The sequence below is a fragment of the Brevundimonas sp. UBA4553 genome, assembly GCF_002387245.1.
Lineage (GTDB): Bacteria > Pseudomonadota > Alphaproteobacteria > Caulobacterales > Caulobacteraceae > Brevundimonas.
Map to the genome: position 1 here is coordinate 1 of NZ_DGLD01000001.1, position 18,011 is coordinate 18,011.

Consider the following 18,011-nt stretch of genomic DNA (forward strand, 5'->3'; position numbering starts at 1 on the left):
GACCTGCACCGTCATGCGATGCGTCAGGTCGCCGCCGGCCATGGCCTGGAGGCCCTGACCCAGGGCCGTGATGGCCACGCGGTCTTCTTCGGCCGTGCGGGCCTTCTCGGCCTCGACGCGGGCGCGCTCGTCCTCGGTCGCCTGACGTTGCGCCACAGCCTCGGCTTCAAGGCGGGCGTTGGCGATGGCGGCGTCGCGGAACACTTCCAGCGCCCCGGCCATGCGGCCGATCTCGTCATGACGCGCCAGACCCGGAATCGGCGCGGCGCGATCGCCGTCGGCCAGCCGCTTCATGCGGTCGGCCAGGGCCACGACCGGGCCGGCGACCGAACGGCCCAGCCGCCAGCCGGCCACGCCCATGGCCAGGGCCACCAGCAACGCCATCCCGCCCAGGGTCAGGGCGGCGCGGGCCACGGCGGCGACGATCTGGTCGGTGTAGACGCCCGAGCCGATCACCCAGCCCCAGGGCTTGAAGGCCTTGACGTAGGACACCTTGGGAGCCGGTTCTTCCTGACCTGGCTTGGCCCAGCGATAGTGGACGAAGCCAGCGCCGTCGCGGCGCGCCACGTCGGTCATCTCGCGGAACATGAAGACGCCGTCGGCGTCGGTCTTGGTGCTCAGGTCCTGACCTTCCAGCTGCGGGCTGAAGGGGTGCATGACCATGCGCGGCTGCATGTCGTTGACCCAGAAATAGTCGTCCTGGCCATAACGCAGGGCGCGCAGGGTCGACAGGGCGGCGGCCTGGGCCTGCGGGCGCGTCATGGCGCCCGACTGCTCCTGGGCCTGGTAGTGGGCGGCCACGCTGTGGGCCACCTCCACCGTCTTGCGTGTGCGGTCGGCGATCTCGGCGCGCATCACGCCGTCGAGCTTCATCAGCGAAAGGCCCGTGATCAAAAGCAGGCCGGCCACCGCCAGCACCGACAACAGGTTCACCCTGCCGCCGATCGTCAAACTACGCATTCCGTCATATCCCCTGACTGTCAGGGTCAGGATGCATAACGCCGGTAAACGCAGCGCAAAATCCGCCTTGCGTAAAATTCCCTGCGTAGAAGCCCTTATGCCCCGACGTCAGCTTTGACGCCGGAACTCCAGGAAGATCGGCGTCGTGTCGCCCAGCTTCTTTTCCTCATAGCGGGTGACGACGTGGTCCGCCGGAACGGCGAACCAGTCTTCGCCCTGGGCCGCCATCTCGGCGGCGCTCAAGCGGGTCAGGCCCGGCGTGCGCGCCAGCCGCTCCAGCGCCCACTCGGCGTAGTCCAGCCAGTCGGTGACGAAGCGCACCCGGCCGCCGGGCTTGAGCAGACGGGCGATCTCCACCGCCGTCTCGTCCTGCAACAGCCGCCGCTTGTTGTGGCGCGCCTTGTGCCAGGGGTCGGGGAACAGGATCATCACCCGGTCCAGCGAGGCGTCCGGCAGGGCCGTCATCACCGCCCGCGCGTCGTCGGCGTGCAGGCGCACGTTCTTCAGACCGCCCTCCTCCACATGGCGCAGGGCCGACGCCACGCCGTTGAGAAAGGGCTCGCAGCCGATCATCAGGGCGTCCGGATTGCGCGTGGCCTGCTCGGCCAGATGCTCGCCGCCGCCGAAGCCGATCTCCAACCAGACCTCTTTCGCGTCCGGCATCAGGGCCAGGGGGTCGATCGGCCCCTTGCTGGGGTCCGGCACGGCGATCTGCGGCATCAGGGTGTCGAACAGGGCGGCCTGACGCGCCTTGATCGGCCGCGACTTGATCCGCCCGAACGAGCGCAGCGGGCCGTGGGCCTGGGCCCATTCGGGGCGGTCCTGATCAAAGGCGGGCTGATCGGCGGGAGGGGCGGGCTTGTCGGTCATGGCGCGCGCTCTAACCCCTTAAGGCCGCGCACGCAAAGGCGATCGGCCCGGTTCTAGCCCCAGGGACCGCGCGGGGTCGTCGACGTCGGGGGCGTGGCCGGCACGCTGGTCCGCGCCGAACCCGAGACCGGAGCGGGCGTCACGGGAGCCGTCGTCGGACGCCGGTTCACGCCCATCTTCGCCCCCAGCTCCATCAGGGCGCGGACGCGGTTGCCTGTGGCCGGGTGGGTCGAGAACAGGTTGTCCGCGCCCTTGCCGTTCAGCGGGTTGATGATGAACATGTGGGCCGTGGCCGGATTGCGCTCGGCCGGCACGTTCACCGCGCCCCGGGCGTAGGCCTCGATCTTCTGCAGGGCCGAGGCCAGCGCCTGAGGGTCGTTGGCGATCTCGGCGCCGACCCGGTCGGCCTCGTATTCGCGGGCGCGGCTGATGGCCATCTGCACCAGACCCGCCGCCATGGGCGCCAACAGCATCAGGGCGATGGTCCCGATCAGGCCGCCCGGCCGCTCGCGGTCGTCGCCGCCGCCGAAGAAGAGAGCGAAATTGGCCAGCATGGCGATGGCGCCCGCCACCGTGGCCGTCACCGTCATGGTCAGGGTGTCGCGGTTCTTCACATGGGCCAGTTCGTGCGCCATCACGCCGCGGATCTCGTCGCGCGTCAGCATGTCGAGCAGGCCGGTCGTAGCGGCGACGGCGGCGTTCTGGGGGTTGCGGCCGGTGGCGAAGGCGTTGGGTTGATCATTCGGGATGATGGTGATGGCCGGCAGCGGCAGGCCGGCGTCCGTCGCCATCTGCTTCACGTCCGCCACATAGGCGCGGACCACGGCGTTGGGATGGGTCTCGTCCACCGGCTGGGCGCGGTACATCTTCAGGACGATCTTGTCGGCGTTCCAGTAGCTGAACAGGTTCATCCCCGCCGCCACCGCCAGGGCGATGACCATGCCCATGGCGCCGCCGATCAGATAGCCGATCCCCATGAACAGGGCGGTCATCACGGCCAGCAGGGCGAAGGTCTTGAGATGGTTCATGCGGTCCAGGCGGCGTCGGGGGTGGCGAAGAAGTCCTGAACGTCTATTTGAGGCCCTGTATCCCCGCCCTCAAGGCAGACCCCCTGTGACCGAACAGCCCACCCCGCCCGCCGCCAACGACGTCGAAGAGGCCCCCGCCTTCAACGCCGACGTGCCCCACGCCACGCCCGAACGGCCTCTGACCGAGGTCGCGCGCCGCGCCCTGCTGGAAGCGGCCGAACGTCGCAAGGCGAACACGGTCCCGGCATTGGCGGAAGAGCACGGCGGCCCCCGCGGCCCGGAGCCGACCCGCTATGGCGACTGGGAGAAGAAGGGTCTGGCCGTCGACTTCTGAGCGAAGTCCACCCGTCGCGCTCGCGTCACGGGAGAATAATGAACGCTTCTGTCCAAATCGCATTAACCTTTGCGGCGGAAACAAGGAGCGTGGCCATGAGGATTCTGTCTATCGCCGTTGCAGGGAGCCTGCTCGTCGCCGGGACCGCCCTGGCGCAGCAGCCGGTGCGCCAGAACGCCGCTTCCGGCTACGCCCAGCAGGGCTACGTCCAGCCGGCCTATGCTCAACCCGTCTACGCTCAACCCGTCTACGCTCAGCCGGGCTACGCTCAGCCGGCCTATGTCCAGGGCGGCGCCGCGTCCGGCAGCCGGGTCCAGACCTATTACAGCGACACCGGCTGGCAGGGCGGCTACGGCCCTGTCGAAGCCTATGGCTACGGCTACGGCTATGGCGGCGCCGGCCAGCGCCCGCCGGTCGTGATCGCCCCGCAGCAGCCGCCCATCCGCCAGGCCTACGCCTATGGCGGCGTCACGCGATCCATGCCGTTCGGCTACACCGTCGACGGTTACGGGCGCTATCCCTGGGCGCGAGGCTATGGCTACGGATACAACTACGGACAGGGCTATTATCAGCAGGGCTACTACGGCCAGGGCTGCCCTTGCGGCCCGCAACCGGCCGCCTATCGCCCGGAACCGGTCTATGTGAGCCAGCCGCCGGTCTACGTCTCGCAGCCGCCGATCTATGTGGAATCGCCGCCGGTCTATGTTCAGCCCGCGCCGGTCTACGTCGAGCCCGCCCGCGTGCAGGTCGGGGCGCCGCCCGTCTATGTCGCCCCCGCCGACGTGCGCGTCGCCCCGGCCCAGGTCGAGGTCGCTGCGCCCCAGGTGCAGGTCGCGCCGCCGCGAGTCGAGACTGCGCCCCCGGTCGTCAACTTCGAGCAGGGCTACTACGCCATGCCCAGCGCGCCGCCGCCCCCTCCTCCGCCGCCCCCGCCGCTGTCGGGCACGGAACGTCCCTATACGCAGGAACGCGGCGAGCGCGGCTAAGCTGAGGCGGGTCGCGGAAGACCTCGCCAGCCCTTCAGTGTTTCACGTGGAGCGTGGTCGGGCGTCTGCGGCGGCCAGCCTGACGCAGCGCCTCTGCTAGACGAGGGCGATCTCGCGAGAAATGGCCTGGGCCGCGCCGCGCGGATCGGCCGAGGCGGTGATGGGGCGCCCCACCACCAGATGCGACGCTCCGGCCTGCAGGGCGCTGGCCGGGGTCGCCGCCCGCGCCTGATCGTCCAGCGCCGCGCCGGTCGGCCGCACGCCCGGCGTCACGATCAGGAAGTCGTCGCGTCCCGCCGCCAGGGCGATCTCGCGCACCCGCCCCGCTTCGTGCGGGCTGGAGACGACGCCGTGGACGCCCGCCTCCAGCGCCTGTCGCACGCGCAGTTCGACCAGATCCGCGGCCGACAGGCTGTGATCGTCCGCCTTCAGATCCTCCTCGGTCAGGCTGGTCAGGACGGTGACGCCCAGAATCTTCAGGTCCGAGCCCGCCGCCCCGCGCGCCGCCGCCGCCATGACCTGGGGCCGGGCGTGGACCGTCAGCAGGTCGCAGCCCGCGTTCGCCAGCACGGCCGTCGCCTTCTCCACCGTCGCGCCGATGTCGTGCAGCTTCCAGTCCAGAAACACCTGATGGCCCGCCGCCTTCAGCTCGCGCGCCAGGCCCATGCCGTCCGAGGCGAACAGTTGCAGCCCCACCTTGTAGAAACCGACAGCGTCGCCGATCCGCTCGACCAGCGCCCTCGCCTCATCCGTCGTCGGCACGTCCAGGGCGCAGATGACACGCGGATCAAAGGGGCGGTTGGCCAGGTCGACAGGATGGACTTCGGACATTTCCGGCTCTCGGCGGGTTGCAGGCGCGCGCGGATGCCCCGATAGGTGAGACCAAGGGTCGCGGGGTCGCGCGGCGGGATTTAAGGCGGGGGCAAGCAATGAACGCGGTCGATCTGGGGGTCAACCTGTTCGTGGCGCTGTTCGCGCTGCTGGATCCGATCGGCAATGTGCCGATCTTCGCCGCCGCCACCGCCGGCGCCTCGCTGCGCCAGCGCATCACCGTCTCGGCCATGATCTGCGGTTTCGCCGCCGTCTTCCTGGGCTTCTTCTTCTTTACGGGCCTGGGCCTGCTGCAGTTCTTCGGCATCTCCCTGGCCGCCTTCCGCATCGCCGGCGGCATCCTGCTGCTGCTGCTCGGCCTCGACATGGCGCGCGAGGACTTCCTCAAGATCTTCGCCGACGCCGACGCCGTGACGGACGCCAAGGACGTGCGCGGCTACGCCAAGCGCCGCTTCAAGCGCCTGATCGTGCCCTTCGCCATTCCGCTGATGATCGGCCCCGGCGCCATCTCGGCCATCATCATCAACGCCGGCGAGGCCCAGAAGCTGGGCGCCGCGGGCACGGCCTCGTCGCTGATCGCCATGGTCGCCGCCTGCGTCGTCACCTTCGTCTGCTTCGCCTGCACCGGCCCGATCAGCCGCCTGCTGGGCGACGTGGGCATGGCCATCGTGGTGCGGGTGCTGGGCCTGATCCTGTGCGCCCTGGCCATCCAGTTCATCATCGCCGGCCTGGGCGAGGCCATCCCCGGCATGTTCAGCAGCGGGGTCACGGCCCCCTACCCCGCCGGCGGCCACTAGACCTCCAGGGTTCTAAAGCCGGTCCAGCCGTTTGGCGTGGCCGCCGACCATCTTCAGCGCCAGGGCGTCGGGCAGCAGGCCGCCCAGGGCCGCCAGCACGTTGTTGGCCACGCCCGGGGTGACGCGCGGACGATTGGCCTCGACCGCGCCCCAGCCGATACGGGCCACGCGGTCGGCGTCCATCCACATCCACTTCGGATAGGCGCTCGTCACCTGCTCGCGCGAGCCGTTGACGTCGTGGAACTCGGTATAGGTGTAGCCGGGGCACAGGGCGGTGACGTGAACGCCCGTTCCGCGCATCTCCAGCCACAGCCCCTGCGACGCCTTGATCAGGAAGCTCTTGATCGGCCCGTAGAGGGTGTCGCCGCCGGTCGCCGGCATCTGTCCCGCCAGCGAAGCCACGTTCAGCACCCGGCCCCAGTCCCGCGCGACCATGCCGGGCAAGAGCAGGCGCGACAGCTCGACCGGCGCGATCAGCATGACGCGGATCATGGCGGCGTGGTCGGCGGGATCGGTGGCCAGGAAGCCCGTGGTGCGGCTGAAGCCAGCATTGTTGATCAGGCCGTCGACGCGCCAGCCTCGCGCCGCGATGGCCTCGACCAGAGCCGCAGGCGCGCCCGGATCGGCCAGATCGGCGGTGACGACGCTGGCGACGACGCCATGCTGCGCCGTCAATTCCTGAGCCAAAGCCGTCAGCGGTCCTTCGCGACGCGCGGTCAGGATCAGGTCATAGCCCCGCTCCGCGCACTCGCGCGCCAGCGCCGCGCCGATGCCGGCGCTGGCCCCTGTGATCAGGATGGTGCGGCGGTGCTCCCCCAAGCGACGCGCGTCAGGCGGCGACGGGGCAGGACGAATGCGGCGCGAAGTCGCGCAGCGACGCCGGGTCCGCTTCCAGCAGGTCGGCGATGGTGATCTTGCTCAGGGCCGCGCCTGCGGCCTGATCGGCGGCGGTCAGGGCCTTGGCGACCTGACGCGGGATATGCTCGCCCACCGGGCAGCCCTTGGCTCCGGCGGGGGTCGAGCCCAGATGGGCGCAGCCGTTCACCGCCTTCAGCACCTCGTCCAGGCAGATGGTCTCGGGCTGACGCAGCAGCCAGGACCCGCCCGAGGCGCCGGGTCGGGTGGCGATCAGACCGGCCTTGGCCAGCAGGGCCGTCACCCGACGGATGACCACCGGATTGGTCGGCACCGAGGCGGCCAGAACGGCGCTGGGCGCGGCGTCCGCAGCCGAATAGGCGCCCTTGTGGGCCAGATAGGCCAGGGCGTGGGCGGCGACGGGGAATCTTTGGCTGTCAGACATCTTGATCAATGCTCCAGACCGGAAGGTAGGGCTTCCGCCGCCGTTTCACAAATCCATCCGCAACAAAAACTGTTTTATTTATCGCCAAGCTTCACGCCCCGGCCTTCCGGGCGAAGCTCCAGGCCGCGTCGGACAGGGGGCCGACCTGGGCCGCCATGGTCTTCGCGTGGGCGCTGGCGGCGGTGCCGTCGCGCACCCGCCCGGCGATGCCCTGACAGATGGCCGCCAGCCGGAACAGGTTGTAGGCGAACAGCCAGTCGAGGTTCGGGGGCGCCGCCGTGCCGGTCTTTGCGGCATAGCGTTCGACTGTCTCCTCGACCGCGGGAATGCCCAGCGCCTTCAGGTCCGCCCCCGCCAGACCGTTGCGCAAGCTGGCCGGAATGACCCAGGCGATCAGCATGTAGGAGAAGTCGGCCATCGGGTCGCCCAGGGTCGACAGTTCCCAGTCCAGCACCGCCCTCACCTCCGCCGCGTCGGGCGCGAGGATCATGTTGTCCAGACGGAAATCGCCGTGGACGATCCGCGTCGGCCCCTCGGGCGGCAGGCTGTCGGGCAGGAAGGCGATCAGCCGGTCCATGGCCGGGACCGGCTCGATCTCGCTGGCCCGATACTGCTTGGTCCAGCGCCCGACCTGACGCGCGAAATAATTGCCCGGCTTGCCATAGTCGGAAAGGCCGATGGCGGCGGGATCAAAGGCGTGCAGGGCCGCCAAGGTATCCGTCTGGGCCTCATAGATGGCCCGGCGCTCGGCCGGGGCCAGGCCCGGCAGCTTCAGGTCCCAGAAGACCCGACCCTCGACCTTGTCCATGACATAGAAGATCGAGCCGATGACGCCTTCGTCCGTGCACAGCGCATGGGGCCGGGCCACAGGGAATCCCTGGGCGTACAGGGCCGAGATGACGGTGAACTCGCGATCCACGGCGTGGGCGCTGGCCAGCAGGGTGCCCGGCGGCTTCCGGCGCAGGACATAGGTCCGGCCCGGGGTGGTCAGCTCATAGGTCGGGTTGGACTGACCGCCCTTGAACTGACGGATCGTCAGAGGCCCGGCGTAGCCCGCGACATGGACCGACAGCCAGGCGTCCAGCGCCGCCTCGTCCAGTCGATAGCGTTCGTCCACCTCGCGCGTACCGGAAAAGGCCGATTGCGCGTCCAGAGCCTCGGTCATGTCTCGTCTCCCCCGCCGGCGCTCTGTGGCGCGCGTGCGATCATTCGGCGGCGATGATGGCCGCCTTCACCGCCCCGCGCCAGCCCTTGAGCAGCCGCGCCCTTTCCTCCTGCTTCATGCGTGGACGCCAGACCGCGGGGGCTTCCGCCGGCGCGGTCCACAGGACAGAGGTCAGGCCGACGCCGAAGGCCGCCAGCCGGGCCGCCCCCAGGGCCGTCATCTCCTGGAAGGCCGGGCGTTCGACCTCGAGCTCGCAGATGTCGGCGACGAACTGCATGGCGAAGGCATTCGCCGTGACCCCGCCGTCGACCTTCAGCCGGGTCAGCGGCGGCGCGCCGTCCCTGGCCAGGGCGTCCAGCAGGTCCCGCGTCTGGAAAGCCAGGCTCTCCAGCGCCGCGCGGACGAAGTGGGCCGGGCCGCTGTCGCGCGTCAGGCCGATGACGGTCCCCCGCGCCTCCGGCTCCCACCAGGGCGCGCCCAGGCCGGTGAAACCGGGGACCAGATAGACCCCGCCGTTGTCCTTCAGCGTCTGGGCCATGGCCTCGGACTGGCGCGAGTGCGAGATGACCTTCAGCCCATCGCGCAGCCACTGGATCGCCGAGCCGGCCGAGAAGATGGAGCCTTCCAGCGCATAGGCGACCTGACCATCCGCCGCATAGCCCAGCGTGCCGAGCAGCCGGCTGGTCGAGGCCACCGGCTGATCCCCGACATTGGCGACCAGAAAAGCCCCGGTCCCATAGGTGATCTTGGCGTCGCCGGCCGCCAGCGCCCCATGTCCCACCAGGGCCGCCTGCTGATCCCCCGCCGACCCGTGGATCGGCAAGGCCCGCCCGAGTAGGCTGGGGTCGCAGTCACCCAGATGATCGGCGCAGCCCCGGATCTCCGGCAGGGCCTCGATCGGCACGCCGAACAGGTCGCACAGATCCGCCCGCCATTGCCGCGTCCTGAGGTCCATCAGACTGGTGCGGCTGGCGTTGGTGGCGTCCGTGACGTGGCTCTGCCCGCCGGTCAGCTTCCAGATCAGCCAGGCGTCGATGGTGCCCAGCTTGACCTCACCCCGCGCCGCCCGCTCGCGCGCGCCCGGCACGGCGTCGAGCAACCAGGCGTATTTCGAGGCCGAGAAATAGGGATCGAGAATCAGGCCGGTCGCGCCCTGTACCTCCGCCTCATGCCCCGCCGCCGCCAGCCGCGCCGTCGCGTCCGAGGTGCGCCGGTCCTGCCAGACGACGGCCCGATGCAGCGGCTCGCCCGTCGTCGCGTCCCAGATCACGGCGGTCTCGCGCTGGTTGGTGATGCCCACGGCGGCGAAGCGAGCGACGCCCCCTGCCTTCCGCACCACCTCACGGCAGGTCTGCAACGTGGCGCGCCAGATTTCGGCGGCGTCATGTTCGACCCAGCCCGATTGCGGGAAGTGCTGCGCCAGTTCGATCTGGCTGACCGCCGCGGCGCTGAAGGCGCCTCCAATCTTGTCGCCTATCACGCTTTGCGCTGCTTGAGGCGTGACCTCAAACGCGATGGCCCGCGTCGAGGTGGTGCCCTGGTCGATGGCGAGGATCATGTTCGCTTGCATCAGGGGAGTTATGCAGAGGCGCAGGCTGAGCGTAAGAGGAAAGTCATGCATACGCCCAGCTTCCAAGGCGTCGTCGACGCCGCCCGCCAGATCGCCCCCGCCGCCGTGCGCACCCCCCTGATCGAGCATCCGGCTCTGAATGCGGCCTTGGGCGGCCGCGTGTTGATGAAGGCCGAAACCCTGCAAGTCGCGGGCGCCTTCAAGTTTCGCGGGGCTTATAACCGCATCAGCCGCCTGACGGATGAGGAAAGGACGCGCGGCGTCGTGGCCTATTCGTCGGGCAACCACGCGCAAGGAGTCGCCGCCGCCGGCCAGGCCGTCGGGACCCGCGCCCTGATCGTCATGCCCTCCGACAGTCCGACGGTGAAGGTCGACGGCGTGCGCGCCTTCGGCGGCGAGGTGCGCTTCTACGACCGCTGGAGCGAGAGCCGCGAGGCCATCGGCGCCGAGATCGCGGCGGAACGCGGCTCCATCCTGGTCCCGCCCTTCGACGACCCCTTCGTCATCGAGGGCCAAGGCACGGTCGGCCTGGAGATGCTGGAACAGTTCGGGATCGAGATGGACCAATTGCTGTGCGGCGCCTCGGGCGGCGGGCTGATCGCAGGGCTCAATCTGGTCATGGCCGAGCAGAGCCCCGACACCCGCGTCATCGTCGTCGAGCCCGAGGCCTTTGACGACACGCGCCGTTCGCTGGCGGCCGGTGAACGCACGGCCCATCCGCAGGGTGCGCCTTCGATCTGCGACGCCCTGATGGCCCCCATGCCCGGCGCCCTGACCTGGCCGATCAATCAGAGACTGGCCGGCGCCGTGACCGTCACTGACGCCGAGGTCGCCGAAGCCATGCGCTTCGCTTACCGCTGGCTCAAGCTGGTGATCGAGCCGGGCGGCGCCGTGTCCCTGGCGGCCTTGCTGGCGGGCAAGGTCGCCGCCGAGGGCCTGACCACCGGCGTCGTCCTGTCCGGCGGCAATGTCGATCCGGGCCTGTTCGCCGCCATCATCGAGGGACGGTTCGAGGGCTGATCTTCCCCCTCTTGCGCCCGCCCGCGACGCAGGCAAGGCTGCGTCAAACGGAGGGGCCACGATGACGAAGTCGAGCGATCTGCCATCCCTGATCGGCCAGGAGGTCGGCGTCAGCCGCTGGATCACGATCGACCAGGCCCGGATCGACGCCTTCGCCCGGATCACAGAGGACGAACAGTTCATCCATGTCGATCCCGAGCGGGCGAAAGCCACCCCGTTCGGCGGAACCATCGCCCATGGTTTTCTGACCCTCAGCCTGGCCTCGGCCATGAGCTATGACGCGGTCGCCCCGCTGGACGGCGTGGTCATGGGCGTCAACTACGGCTTCGACAAGCTGCGCTTTCTCGCCCCCGTGCCGGCCGGGTCCAGGATCCGCGGCCGTTTCAAGCTGCTGTCCGCCGAGAACAAGGGGGCCCAGGACGGCGTGACCCGCTGGCTGCTGAAGCACGAGCTGACCGTCGAGATCGAGGGCGGCGACAAGCCCGCCCTGATCGCCGAATGGTTGGGGATGCAGATGGCGAAGGGCTGAAACCCCGCCTGTTTCCGACGCTGGACAAGACCGGGATAACGGCGCTCCAGTAGGCGACAATCATCCGGGCACGTCAGATCGAGGGAGGCTGGACCGTGCACCTACACCTGCTTTCCGCGTTCGACGGCCTGTCCTTCGCCGTGGCCGTCTTTGCGGCCTGGACGGCGCTGGACCTGTTCCAGCACGTGCGGGCGCATCAGGGCGGCGCGCGGCTGGCCTGGCTGGCCACGGCAGGGGTGGCCATGGGCGGGGGCATCTGGTCGATGCACTTCATCGCCATGCTGGGCTTCGACCCCGGCGCGCCCGTTCGCTACGACCCCGCGCTGACGGTCGTCTCCTTCGTCCTGGCGGCCGCAGGCTCCAGCTTCGCCTTCCTCATCGCCGCAGGCCGCTCGGATCGCAGCCGCATGATCCTGGCTGGCCTGGTCATGGGGACCGGCATCTGCGCCATGCACTATGTCGGGATGGCCGCGCTGAGGACCTCGGCCAGCCTCAGCTATACGCCCGGTCTGGTCGTCGTCTCGGCGGCCATCGCCCTGATCGCCTCGATCGCCGCCCTGTTCGCGGTGAAGCAGGATCGCTCGGCCCCCTGGCGACTGGCTGCGGCCCTGATCCTGGGCCTGGCGGTGGCCGGCATGCACCACACGGCGATGGCAGCGCTGACCGTGACGCAGACCGCCGCAGCGGGCGATCCGCTGGGCGCGCCGCCGCTGATCCTGGCCATCGGCGTCGCCGCCGTGACCATTCTCATCCTGCTCCTGCCGCTGGCCGCCTCCATGATGGGACAGAGGGACAAGCTGATCTCCATCATCGACGCGGGCGGGGTCGGCTATTGGGAGCTGACCTTGCCGGCCCAGACCCTCTGGCTGTCCGGTCGGGCGCGCAAATATCTCGGCCTGGCGCGCGGCGAGCCCTTCGCGGCGCGCGATCTCGCCCGCAAGCTGAAGCCCGAAGATCTGATCCGGCGGACCGAGACCCTGGAGCGGGCCCTCAAGGGCGAGGGCGACTATGCCGCGGAATACCAGCTGCGCGACAGCGGCCGCTGGCTGCAGGTGCAGGGCCGGTTGATCCGTTCACGGTCGGGACGGCCGATGAAGCTGGCGGGCGTCATCACCGACGTGACCGACCGGCATCAGGCCTTCGCCGCCCTGGCCACCAGCGAGCATCGCCAGCGCCTGCTGATCAACGAGCTGAATCACCGGGTCAAGAACACCATGGCCACGATCCAGTCGATCGCCGCCCTGACGGCCCGGCGCTCGACCAGCATCGAGGACTTCATGCGTCTGTTCGAGGCGCGGCTGATCGCCCTGTCGGACACCCACAACCTGCTGACCGCCAATGGCTGGGAGCGCGCCCGTCTGCGCGACCTGGTGTTGCAGGAGTTCCGCCCCTACGCCGAGGACCGGCTCAGGATGCAGGGACCGGACGTGACCCTGGAGGCGGAGCAGGCCCTTTCGATGGGTCTGATCCTGCACGAACTGGTCACCAACGCCGCCAAGTACGGCGCCCTCAGCCGCCCGCAGGAGGCCGCGGGCTGCGTCGACGTGATCTGGACCCCCGCTGACGACGAGGGCCGGATCACGCTGGACTGGATCGAGAGCGGCGGCCCGACCGTGGCCCCGCCGACCCGCTCAGGCTTCGGCTCCCGCCTGATCGACACCAGCGTGCGCGGCACGCTGAGGGGCTCGGCCAGCATGGACTACGCCGCGGGCCGACTGCATTGCCGCCTGACCTTCCGACCCGGCGGCGCGCCAAAGACCTAGGGTTCGCCGAGGCAGCGCAGGGCGACTTCCAGATTGCGCAGGCCGTCCTCGCCGCTGACCGCCGCCGTCTCGCCCGCGCGAATGGCGTGGATGAAGGCCTCGTGTTCCTTCTTCAGCGGTTCGGCCGGCCAGGAGTTGAGCATTCGCGTCGAATAGGAACCGTCCGGCTGCTGGCCGAAGTACTCGGTCACCTGACGGGTGATCAGGTCGGCGACGATGAAGCGGTTCTTGGTGGCGACCTGCAGGGTGCGGGTCTTGTAGGGGGTGACCCAGTTGGTGGTGATGTGGGCGATCACGTCATTGGCCATGCGGAACTGCAACAGGGCCGAATCCTCGCGCGAGGCATGGGTGTGGCCCAGCAGCGACTGGACCTCGACCACTTCCGACCCCGTCAGGTGACGGATGATGTCGATGTCGTGCACGGCCAGGTCGATCACCACGCCGACCTCGCCCATGCGCGGCGGGAAGGGGCCGACGCGGGTGATCTGGATGGAGATGATCTCGTCGCCGTCGATGGCGCGCTTGACCGTGTCCACCGCCGGGTTGAAGCGCTCGACATGGCCGACCATCAGCACGCGGTTGTTGGTCTTGGCCGCGTCGATCATGGCCTGGGCGTCGGCGACGGTCGCCGCGATCGGCTTCTCGACCAGCACATGAACGCCCGCGTTCAGCAGGGCCACGCCCAGCTCGGCGTGATAGCGGTTCGGCGTGGCGATGACGGCGGCGTCCAGACCGGCGGCGACGAACGCTTGCGCCGTGGTCACGGCGGTCGCGCCATAGGCTTCGGCCACGCCCTCGGCCGTCACGGCGTCGGGATCGAACACGGTCGTCAGTTCGACGTCGCGCAGTTCGGACAGGACGCGGGCGTGGTTGCGGCCCATGACGCCGGCGCCGGCGACGCCGATCTTGAGAGGGGTCTGCTGGGTCATGGGATCAGGCCTTGAAGCTGGCGACGGCGGCGATGATGCGGTCTTGCGTCGCCGCGTCCAGGTCCGCGTGCATCGGCAGGCTGATGACGCGCTCCATCAGACGCTCGGTCACCGGCAGACCCTGCGGGCCGCGCGGATAGTGGGCGTAGGCAGGCTGCAGGTGCAGCGGGATCGGATAATAGACCGCCGTGGGGACGCCCTCGGCCTTCAGATGGGCGGCCAGACCGTCACGGTCCTCATGCTCGATGGTGTATTGCGCCCAGTTCGAGACATTGCCAGCCGGCACGTCCGGCACAGCGGCGACGTGGGGACGCAGGCCCTCGTTGTAGCGCGCCGCGGCGGCGTTGCGCCACTCGATCTCCTGGCCGAAGACCTTCAGCTTCTCGATCAGGACGGCGGCCTGGATGGTGTCCAGACGGCTGTTCAGGCCGATGCGCATGTTCAGGTATTTGGGGTCGTGGTCGAAGGTCTTGTCCTTCAGGTCGATGGCCACCGCCTTGCCGTGCACGCGGATGGAATCGATCAGCTGGGCCAGGTCGTCGTCATTGGTCAGCACCGCCCCGCCGTCGCCGTAGCAACCCAGCGGCTTGGCCGGGAAGAAGCTGGTGGTGGTGATGTCGGCCCACTTCAGCGGATGTTCGCCATTGATCGTGCAGCCGAAGCCCTGGGCCGAATCCGAGATCAGCTTCAGGCCGTGCTTGTCGCAGATGGCCTTGATGGCCGGATAGTCGGCGGGCTGGCCGAACAGGTCGACGGCGATGACCACGCGGGGCTTCAGACGGCCTTCCTTCAGCGTCGCCTCGATGGCCGCCTCCAGATGGGCCGGGTCCATATTGTAGGTCGTCGCGTCCACGTCGATGAAGACCGGCTCGGCGTCGAACCAGGGCACCACCTCGGCGGTGGCGGCGAAGGTGAAGCTGGGCACGAAGACGGCGTCGCCGCGACCGACGCCCCAGGCCATCAGCGGCAGGGCCAGGGCGTCGGTGCCGTTGGCGCAGCCCAGGGCGTACTTCGCCTGACCGAAGGCGGCCAGATCGGCCTCGAACTGGCGCACCTGCGGGCCCATGACCCAGGCGCCGCCGACAACGGCCTCCTGGACGGCGGCCTCGATCTTGCCGCCGAGGCGAAGGCGCTGGGCCTGAAGGTCGATAAAGGGAAGGGTCATGAAGGGTCGCTCTCTCGGTGGGGGCCGCGCAGGCGGAACTCGGTTCGGCGCGCGGACGCGAAGGCGGATCAAAGGTCTTGGGCGCGTCCTACCAAAGCCCGGGGCCTCTCGACAAACCCGCGAGGGTCACTTCGCGTTGCCGGTTGCAACGAAAACCGTGCTTGGCAAAGCTGACGACCCTGCCTAAGGCCGAGCCCATATGACGCTTTCGACCACACAGACCCGGGTTCGTGACTGGCTGTTCGACCAGGCCCTGCCCCTGTGGGCGAAGGCCGGGCTCGATGACGAGGGCCTCTTCCTCGAGAAACTGGATTTCGACGGTCGCCCGATCACGGGCGCGGCCCGCCGCACACGGGTCCAGGCGCGTCAGGTCTATGTGTTCGCCGAAGCCGCGTCGCTCGGCTGGACCGAGGGCGAAGCGGTCGCCCGGCGCGGTCTGGACGCCCTGATCCGCAACCATCGTCGCGCCGATGATCTGTGGGTGCGCGCGGTCGACGACACGGGCGCCGTGATCGACCCGACGCCGGACCTCTACGACCTGGCCTTCGTGCTGTTCGCCCTGGCCGTCGCCCACCGGGTGTTACGGGACGAACGCGCCCTGCCCCTGGCCCTGTCCACGCTTGTCGCCATCGAGACGCGGATGGCCGACCCGATCCATGGCGGCTGGCAGGAAGCCCTGCCGCCCGTCCTGCCGCGCCGACAGAACCCGCATATGCACATGCTGGAGGCCCTGCTGGCCTGGCAGGCCGTCTCTCCCGACCCCGCCTTCGAGGCGGCGGCGCGGTCAGTGCTGGACCTGTTCAACCGGCGGTTCTTCGACCGCGAACACCTGATGCTCGGCGAGTTCTTCACCGCAGACTGGACAGCAGCCCCCGGCGCCGCCGGTCAGGTGATCGAGCCCGGCCATCACATGGAATGGATCTGGCTGCTGGACCAGGCGAGCCGCCTCGGCCTCGACGGCCACGCTCGACAGGCTGACGCCCTCCTCGCCTCGGCCCTGACCAATGGCGTCAACGCCCGGGGCCTGCTGGTCCGCGAAGTCGACCGCATCGGCGTGGTTCGCGACGGCGGTTACCGTCTGTGGGCCCAGACCGAGGCCATCCGCACCCTGCTGCTGCGCGGCCGGGCCGAACAGGCTTTCGCCCTGACCGAGACCCTGTTCGCCACCCATCTGGCGACCGCCGTCCCGGGCCTGTGGATCGACAGCTACGACGCCGAGGGGCGCCCGCTGGACACGGCCGTTCCCGCCTCGACCCTCTATCACCTGATGACCGCCTTCTCGGCCCTGCTGACGGTCCCCGCATGAGCCGGCCGGCTGCATTTCTCGACCGCGACGGCGTCCTGATCGTCGACTGCGGCTTTCCGCACCGGCCGGACCAGCTGGTCCTGATCCCCGGCGCCGCCGAGGCGGTGAAGCGACTGAACGACGCGGGCTATGTCGCGGTCATCGTCACCAACCAGTCGGGCGTGGCGCGCGGGATGTTCAGCGAGGAGACCATGCACGGCTTCAACGCCCTGCTGGTCGCGCGGCTGGCCGAAGGCGGGGCGCGCATCGACGCCGTCTACGCCGCGCCCCACCACCCCGAGGCCGTCGACGACCGCTATCGGCACCCCGACCACCCGGACCGCAAGCCCAATCCGGGCATGCTGCTTAAGGCCATCGCCGAGCACGACCTCGACCCGTCCCGCTCCCTGATGATCGGCGACAACCCCTCGGACATGGAGGCGGCCCGGCGCGCGGGCGTTGCCGGCTATCTGTTCGAAGACGATGACCTCGATCAATTCGTCGCGGCCATCCTCGCGACCTGATCGCAATTCTTCATCCGGTGAATTAGGCTGGCGTCGACGCTGGAGACACGCCCGATGACCTATGCTGACCGCCGCTGGACCTCGCCCGATGGCCTGAGCCTCTACGCCCGCGACTACGCCCCCGCCGACGGCCCGGCCCGGCTGCCGGTCATCGCCATCCACGGCCTGACCCGCAACAGCGCCGACTTCGAGGTCATCGCCGCCCTGATCGCCCAGAGCGGCCGTCGCGTCCTGGCGGTGGACGTGCGCGGGCGCGGCCTGTCGGACCGCGCGCCCGACCCCATGACCTATACGCCTGACGTCTATGCCAAGGACGTCGTCGCCCTGATGGAACAGCTCGGCATTGAAAAGGCCGTCTTCCTCGGCACCTCCATGGGCGGGCTGATCACCATGGCCCTGACCGCGATCAAGCCCAAGGCCATCGCCGCCGCCATCCTCAACGACGTGGGGCCGGAACTGGCGCCTGAGGGCCTGAGCCGAATCGCCGCCTATGCCGGCCAGCCGGTCGTGATCGAGACCTGGGCCGACGCCGCCGCCTACGCCAGGCGCATCAACGAAACGGCCCTGCCCCACTACACCGACGCCGACTGGGCCGCCTTCGCCCGCCGCACCTTCCGCGAAGGGACAGAAGGCGCGCCGGTGCTCGACTACGACCCCGACATCTCGGCCCCGATCAAGGCGGCGGGCGCCAAGGCGCTGATCCCCAACCTCTGGCCCTTCTTCCGCGCTCTGGCGCGCAAGAAGCCGACCCTGCTGCTGCGCGGCGCGACCTCCGACCTGCTCAGCCCCGCCATCGTCGCCAAGATGAGGAAGGCCGCGCCGGCCCTGGCCTACGCCGAGGTCCCAGCCATCGGCCACGCGCCCATGCTGGACGAGGCCGAAGCGCGGGCCGCCATCTTCGAGTTTCTGGCGGGCGTCGGCTAAGCCGCCATCCCGGCCGCACCCTCGCGAAAGC

At 69.5% G+C, this 18,011-nt stretch carries 19 protein-coding genes; 9 read left to right on the plus strand and 10 right to left on the minus strand.

The window, feature by feature from the left end; all coding sequences use genetic code 11:
- The 3 genes from B4A39_RS00005 to htpX form a co-directional block, all read right to left on the minus strand.
- Positions 1-960, minus strand: a 960-nt coding sequence (locus tag B4A39_RS00005) for a cache domain-containing protein (protein ID WP_292031895.1), incomplete at its 3' end; no start/stop codon positions are given.
- Positions 961-1,068: 108 nt separating this feature from the next.
- Positions 1,069-1,830, minus strand: coding sequence for a tRNA (guanosine(46)-N7)-methyltransferase TrmB (gene trmB / locus B4A39_RS00010; protein WP_292031897.1), 762 nt, complete (start codon positions 1,828-1,830; stop codon positions 1,069-1,071).
- Positions 1,831-1,883: 53 nt separating this feature from the next.
- Positions 1,884-2,858 carry a zinc metalloprotease HtpX gene (gene htpX, locus B4A39_RS00015; RefSeq protein WP_292031899.1) on the minus strand — a complete coding sequence of 325 codons (975 nt, stop codon included), beginning with the start codon at positions 2,856-2,858 and terminating at the stop codon, positions 1,884-1,886.
- 85 nt (positions 2,859-2,943) lie between these two features.
- Here htpX and B4A39_RS00020 point away from each other — a divergent pair, with 85 nt between their 5' ends.
- Positions 2,944-3,192: a DUF1674 domain-containing protein gene (locus tag B4A39_RS00020; RefSeq protein WP_292031902.1), complete on the plus strand. Its 249-nt coding sequence runs from the start codon at positions 2,944-2,946 to the stop codon at positions 3,190-3,192.
- Positions 3,193-3,287: 95 nt separating this feature from the next.
- Positions 3,288-4,178 carry a hypothetical protein gene (locus B4A39_RS00025; protein WP_292031904.1) on the plus strand — a complete coding sequence of 297 codons (891 nt, stop codon included), beginning with the start codon at positions 3,288-3,290 and terminating at the stop codon, positions 4,176-4,178.
- Between the two features lie 96 nt (positions 4,179-4,274).
- Here B4A39_RS00025 and pyrF read toward each other — a convergent pair whose 3' ends face one another.
- Positions 4,275-5,009, minus strand: coding sequence for an orotidine-5'-phosphate decarboxylase (pyrF, locus tag B4A39_RS00030; RefSeq protein WP_292031906.1), 735 nt, complete (start codon positions 5,007-5,009; stop codon positions 4,275-4,277).
- A 98-nt stretch (positions 5,010-5,107) separates the two neighbouring features.
- Here pyrF and B4A39_RS00035 point away from each other — a divergent pair, with 98 nt between their 5' ends.
- Positions 5,108-5,806: a MarC family protein gene (locus tag B4A39_RS00035; RefSeq protein ID WP_292031908.1), complete on the plus strand. Its 699-nt coding sequence runs from the start codon at positions 5,108-5,110 to the stop codon at positions 5,804-5,806.
- Positions 5,807-5,818: 12 nt separating this feature from the next.
- Here the strand turns inward: B4A39_RS00035 and B4A39_RS00040 are convergent, their stop codons facing one another.
- The 4 genes from B4A39_RS00040 to glpK form a co-directional block, all read right to left on the minus strand.
- A complete protein-coding gene (locus B4A39_RS00040; protein WP_292031911.1) occupies positions 5,819-6,625 on the minus strand; it encodes an SDR family NAD(P)-dependent oxidoreductase in 807 nt (268 codons plus the stop codon).
- Between the two features lie 10 nt (positions 6,626-6,635).
- Positions 6,636-7,106 (minus strand): Rrf2 family transcriptional regulator, encoded by a 471-nt coding sequence (locus tag B4A39_RS00045; protein WP_292031913.1) that lies wholly within the window; start codon positions 7,104-7,106, stop codon positions 6,636-6,638.
- Between the two features lie 91 nt (positions 7,107-7,197).
- Positions 7,198-8,271, minus strand: coding sequence for a phosphotransferase family protein (locus B4A39_RS00050; RefSeq protein WP_292031915.1), 1,074 nt, complete (start codon positions 8,269-8,271; stop codon positions 7,198-7,200).
- A 40-nt stretch (positions 8,272-8,311) separates the two neighbouring features.
- Entirely contained in the window at positions 8,312-9,829 is a 1,518-nt protein-coding gene (gene glpK, locus B4A39_RS00055; protein WP_292031917.1) for a glycerol kinase GlpK, read from the minus strand.
- A gap of 57 nt (positions 9,830-9,886) precedes the next feature.
- On the opposite strand from glpK, the gene B4A39_RS00060 reads away from it, so the two are divergent.
- From B4A39_RS00060 to B4A39_RS00070, 3 genes are all read left to right on the plus strand, one after another.
- Positions 9,887-10,861 carry a threonine ammonia-lyase gene (locus tag B4A39_RS00060; protein WP_292031920.1) on the plus strand — a complete coding sequence of 325 codons (975 nt, stop codon included), beginning with the start codon at positions 9,887-9,889 and terminating at the stop codon, positions 10,859-10,861.
- A 61-nt stretch (positions 10,862-10,922) separates the two neighbouring features.
- Positions 10,923-11,390 (plus strand): MaoC family dehydratase, encoded by a 468-nt coding sequence (locus B4A39_RS00065; RefSeq protein ID WP_292031922.1) that lies wholly within the window; start codon positions 10,923-10,925, stop codon positions 11,388-11,390.
- A gap of 95 nt (positions 11,391-11,485) precedes the next feature.
- Entirely contained in the window at positions 11,486-13,153 is a 1,668-nt protein-coding gene (locus tag B4A39_RS00070; protein ID WP_292031924.1) for a sensor histidine kinase, read from the plus strand.
- Here the strand turns inward: B4A39_RS00070 and B4A39_RS00075 are convergent.
- The gene (locus tag B4A39_RS00075; RefSeq protein ID WP_292031926.1) at positions 13,150-14,082 is read right to left on the minus strand and encodes a Gfo/Idh/MocA family protein; all 933 of its coding nucleotides are present in this window, start codon (positions 14,080-14,082) and stop codon (positions 13,150-13,152) included. The two genes, B4A39_RS00070 and B4A39_RS00075, sit on opposite strands and share 4 nt — an antisense overlap.
- Before the next feature lie 4 nt (positions 14,083-14,086).
- Entirely contained in the window at positions 14,087-15,247 is a 1,161-nt protein-coding gene (locus B4A39_RS00080; RefSeq protein ID WP_292031928.1) for a DegT/DnrJ/EryC1/StrS family aminotransferase, read from the minus strand.
- A gap of 199 nt (positions 15,248-15,446) precedes the next feature.
- Here B4A39_RS00080 and B4A39_RS00085 point away from each other — a divergent pair, with 199 nt between their 5' ends.
- From B4A39_RS00085 to B4A39_RS00095, 3 genes are read left to right on the plus strand one after another with little or no spacing between them, the layout of a single operon-like run.
- Entirely contained in the window at positions 15,447-16,553 is a 1,107-nt protein-coding gene (locus B4A39_RS00085) for an AGE family epimerase/isomerase (protein ID WP_292031931.1), read from the plus strand.
- The gene (locus B4A39_RS00090) at positions 16,550-17,056 is read left to right on the plus strand and encodes a D-glycero-alpha-D-manno-heptose-1,7-bisphosphate 7-phosphatase (RefSeq protein WP_292031933.1); all 507 of its coding nucleotides are present in this window, start codon (positions 16,550-16,552) and stop codon (positions 17,054-17,056) included. Before B4A39_RS00085 ends, B4A39_RS00090 begins: the two co-directional genes overlap by 4 nt.
- Before the next feature lie 54 nt (positions 17,057-17,110).
- Positions 17,111-17,980 (plus strand): alpha/beta fold hydrolase, encoded by an 870-nt coding sequence (locus B4A39_RS00095; protein ID WP_292031935.1) that lies wholly within the window; start codon positions 17,111-17,113, stop codon positions 17,978-17,980.
- The last annotated feature ends 31 nt before the right edge of the window (positions 17,981-18,011 follow it).

Bases quoted from the DNA above. Each gene is read 5' to 3' on its own strand.
- B4A39_RS00080 (WP_292031928.1), bottom strand. From the start codon at position 15,247: ATGACCCTTCCCTTTATCGACCTTCAGGCCCAGCGCCTTCGCCTCGGC.
- B4A39_RS00045 (WP_292031913.1), bottom strand. From the start codon at position 7,106: ATGTCTGACAGCCAAAGATTCCCCGTCGCCGCCCACGCCCTGGCCTAT.
- B4A39_RS00050 (WP_292031915.1), bottom strand. From the start codon at position 8,271: ATGACCGAGGCTCTGGACGCGCAATCGGCCTTTTCCGGTACGCGCGAG.
- B4A39_RS00090 (WP_292031933.1), top strand. From the start codon at position 16,550: ATGAGCCGGCCGGCTGCATTTCTCGACCGCGACGGCGTCCTGATCGTC.
- B4A39_RS00085 (WP_292031931.1), top strand. From the start codon at position 15,447: ATGACGCTTTCGACCACACAGACCCGGGTTCGTGACTGGCTGTTCGAC.
- glpK (WP_292031917.1), bottom strand. From the start codon at position 9,829: ATGATCCTCGCCATCGACCAGGGCACCACCTCGACGCGGGCCATCGCG.
- pyrF (WP_292031906.1), bottom strand. From the start codon at position 5,009: ATGTCCGAAGTCCATCCTGTCGACCTGGCCAACCGCCCCTTTGATCCG.
- B4A39_RS00025 (WP_292031904.1), top strand. From the start codon at position 3,288: ATGAGGATTCTGTCTATCGCCGTTGCAGGGAGCCTGCTCGTCGCCGGG.
- trmB (WP_292031897.1), bottom strand. From the start codon at position 1,830: ATGACCGACAAGCCCGCCCCTCCCGCCGATCAGCCCGCCTTTGATCAG.
- htpX (WP_292031899.1), bottom strand. From the start codon at position 2,858: ATGAACCATCTCAAGACCTTCGCCCTGCTGGCCGTGATGACCGCCCTG.
- B4A39_RS00065 (WP_292031922.1), top strand. From the start codon at position 10,923: ATGACGAAGTCGAGCGATCTGCCATCCCTGATCGGCCAGGAGGTCGGC.
- B4A39_RS00075 (WP_292031926.1), bottom strand. From the start codon at position 14,082: ATGACCCAGCAGACCCCTCTCAAGATCGGCGTCGCCGGCGCCGGCGTC.
- B4A39_RS00035 (WP_292031908.1), top strand. From the start codon at position 5,108: ATGAACGCGGTCGATCTGGGGGTCAACCTGTTCGTGGCGCTGTTCGCG.
- B4A39_RS00060 (WP_292031920.1), top strand. From the start codon at position 9,887: ATGCATACGCCCAGCTTCCAAGGCGTCGTCGACGCCGCCCGCCAGATC.
- B4A39_RS00095 (WP_292031935.1), top strand. From the start codon at position 17,111: ATGACCTATGCTGACCGCCGCTGGACCTCGCCCGATGGCCTGAGCCTC.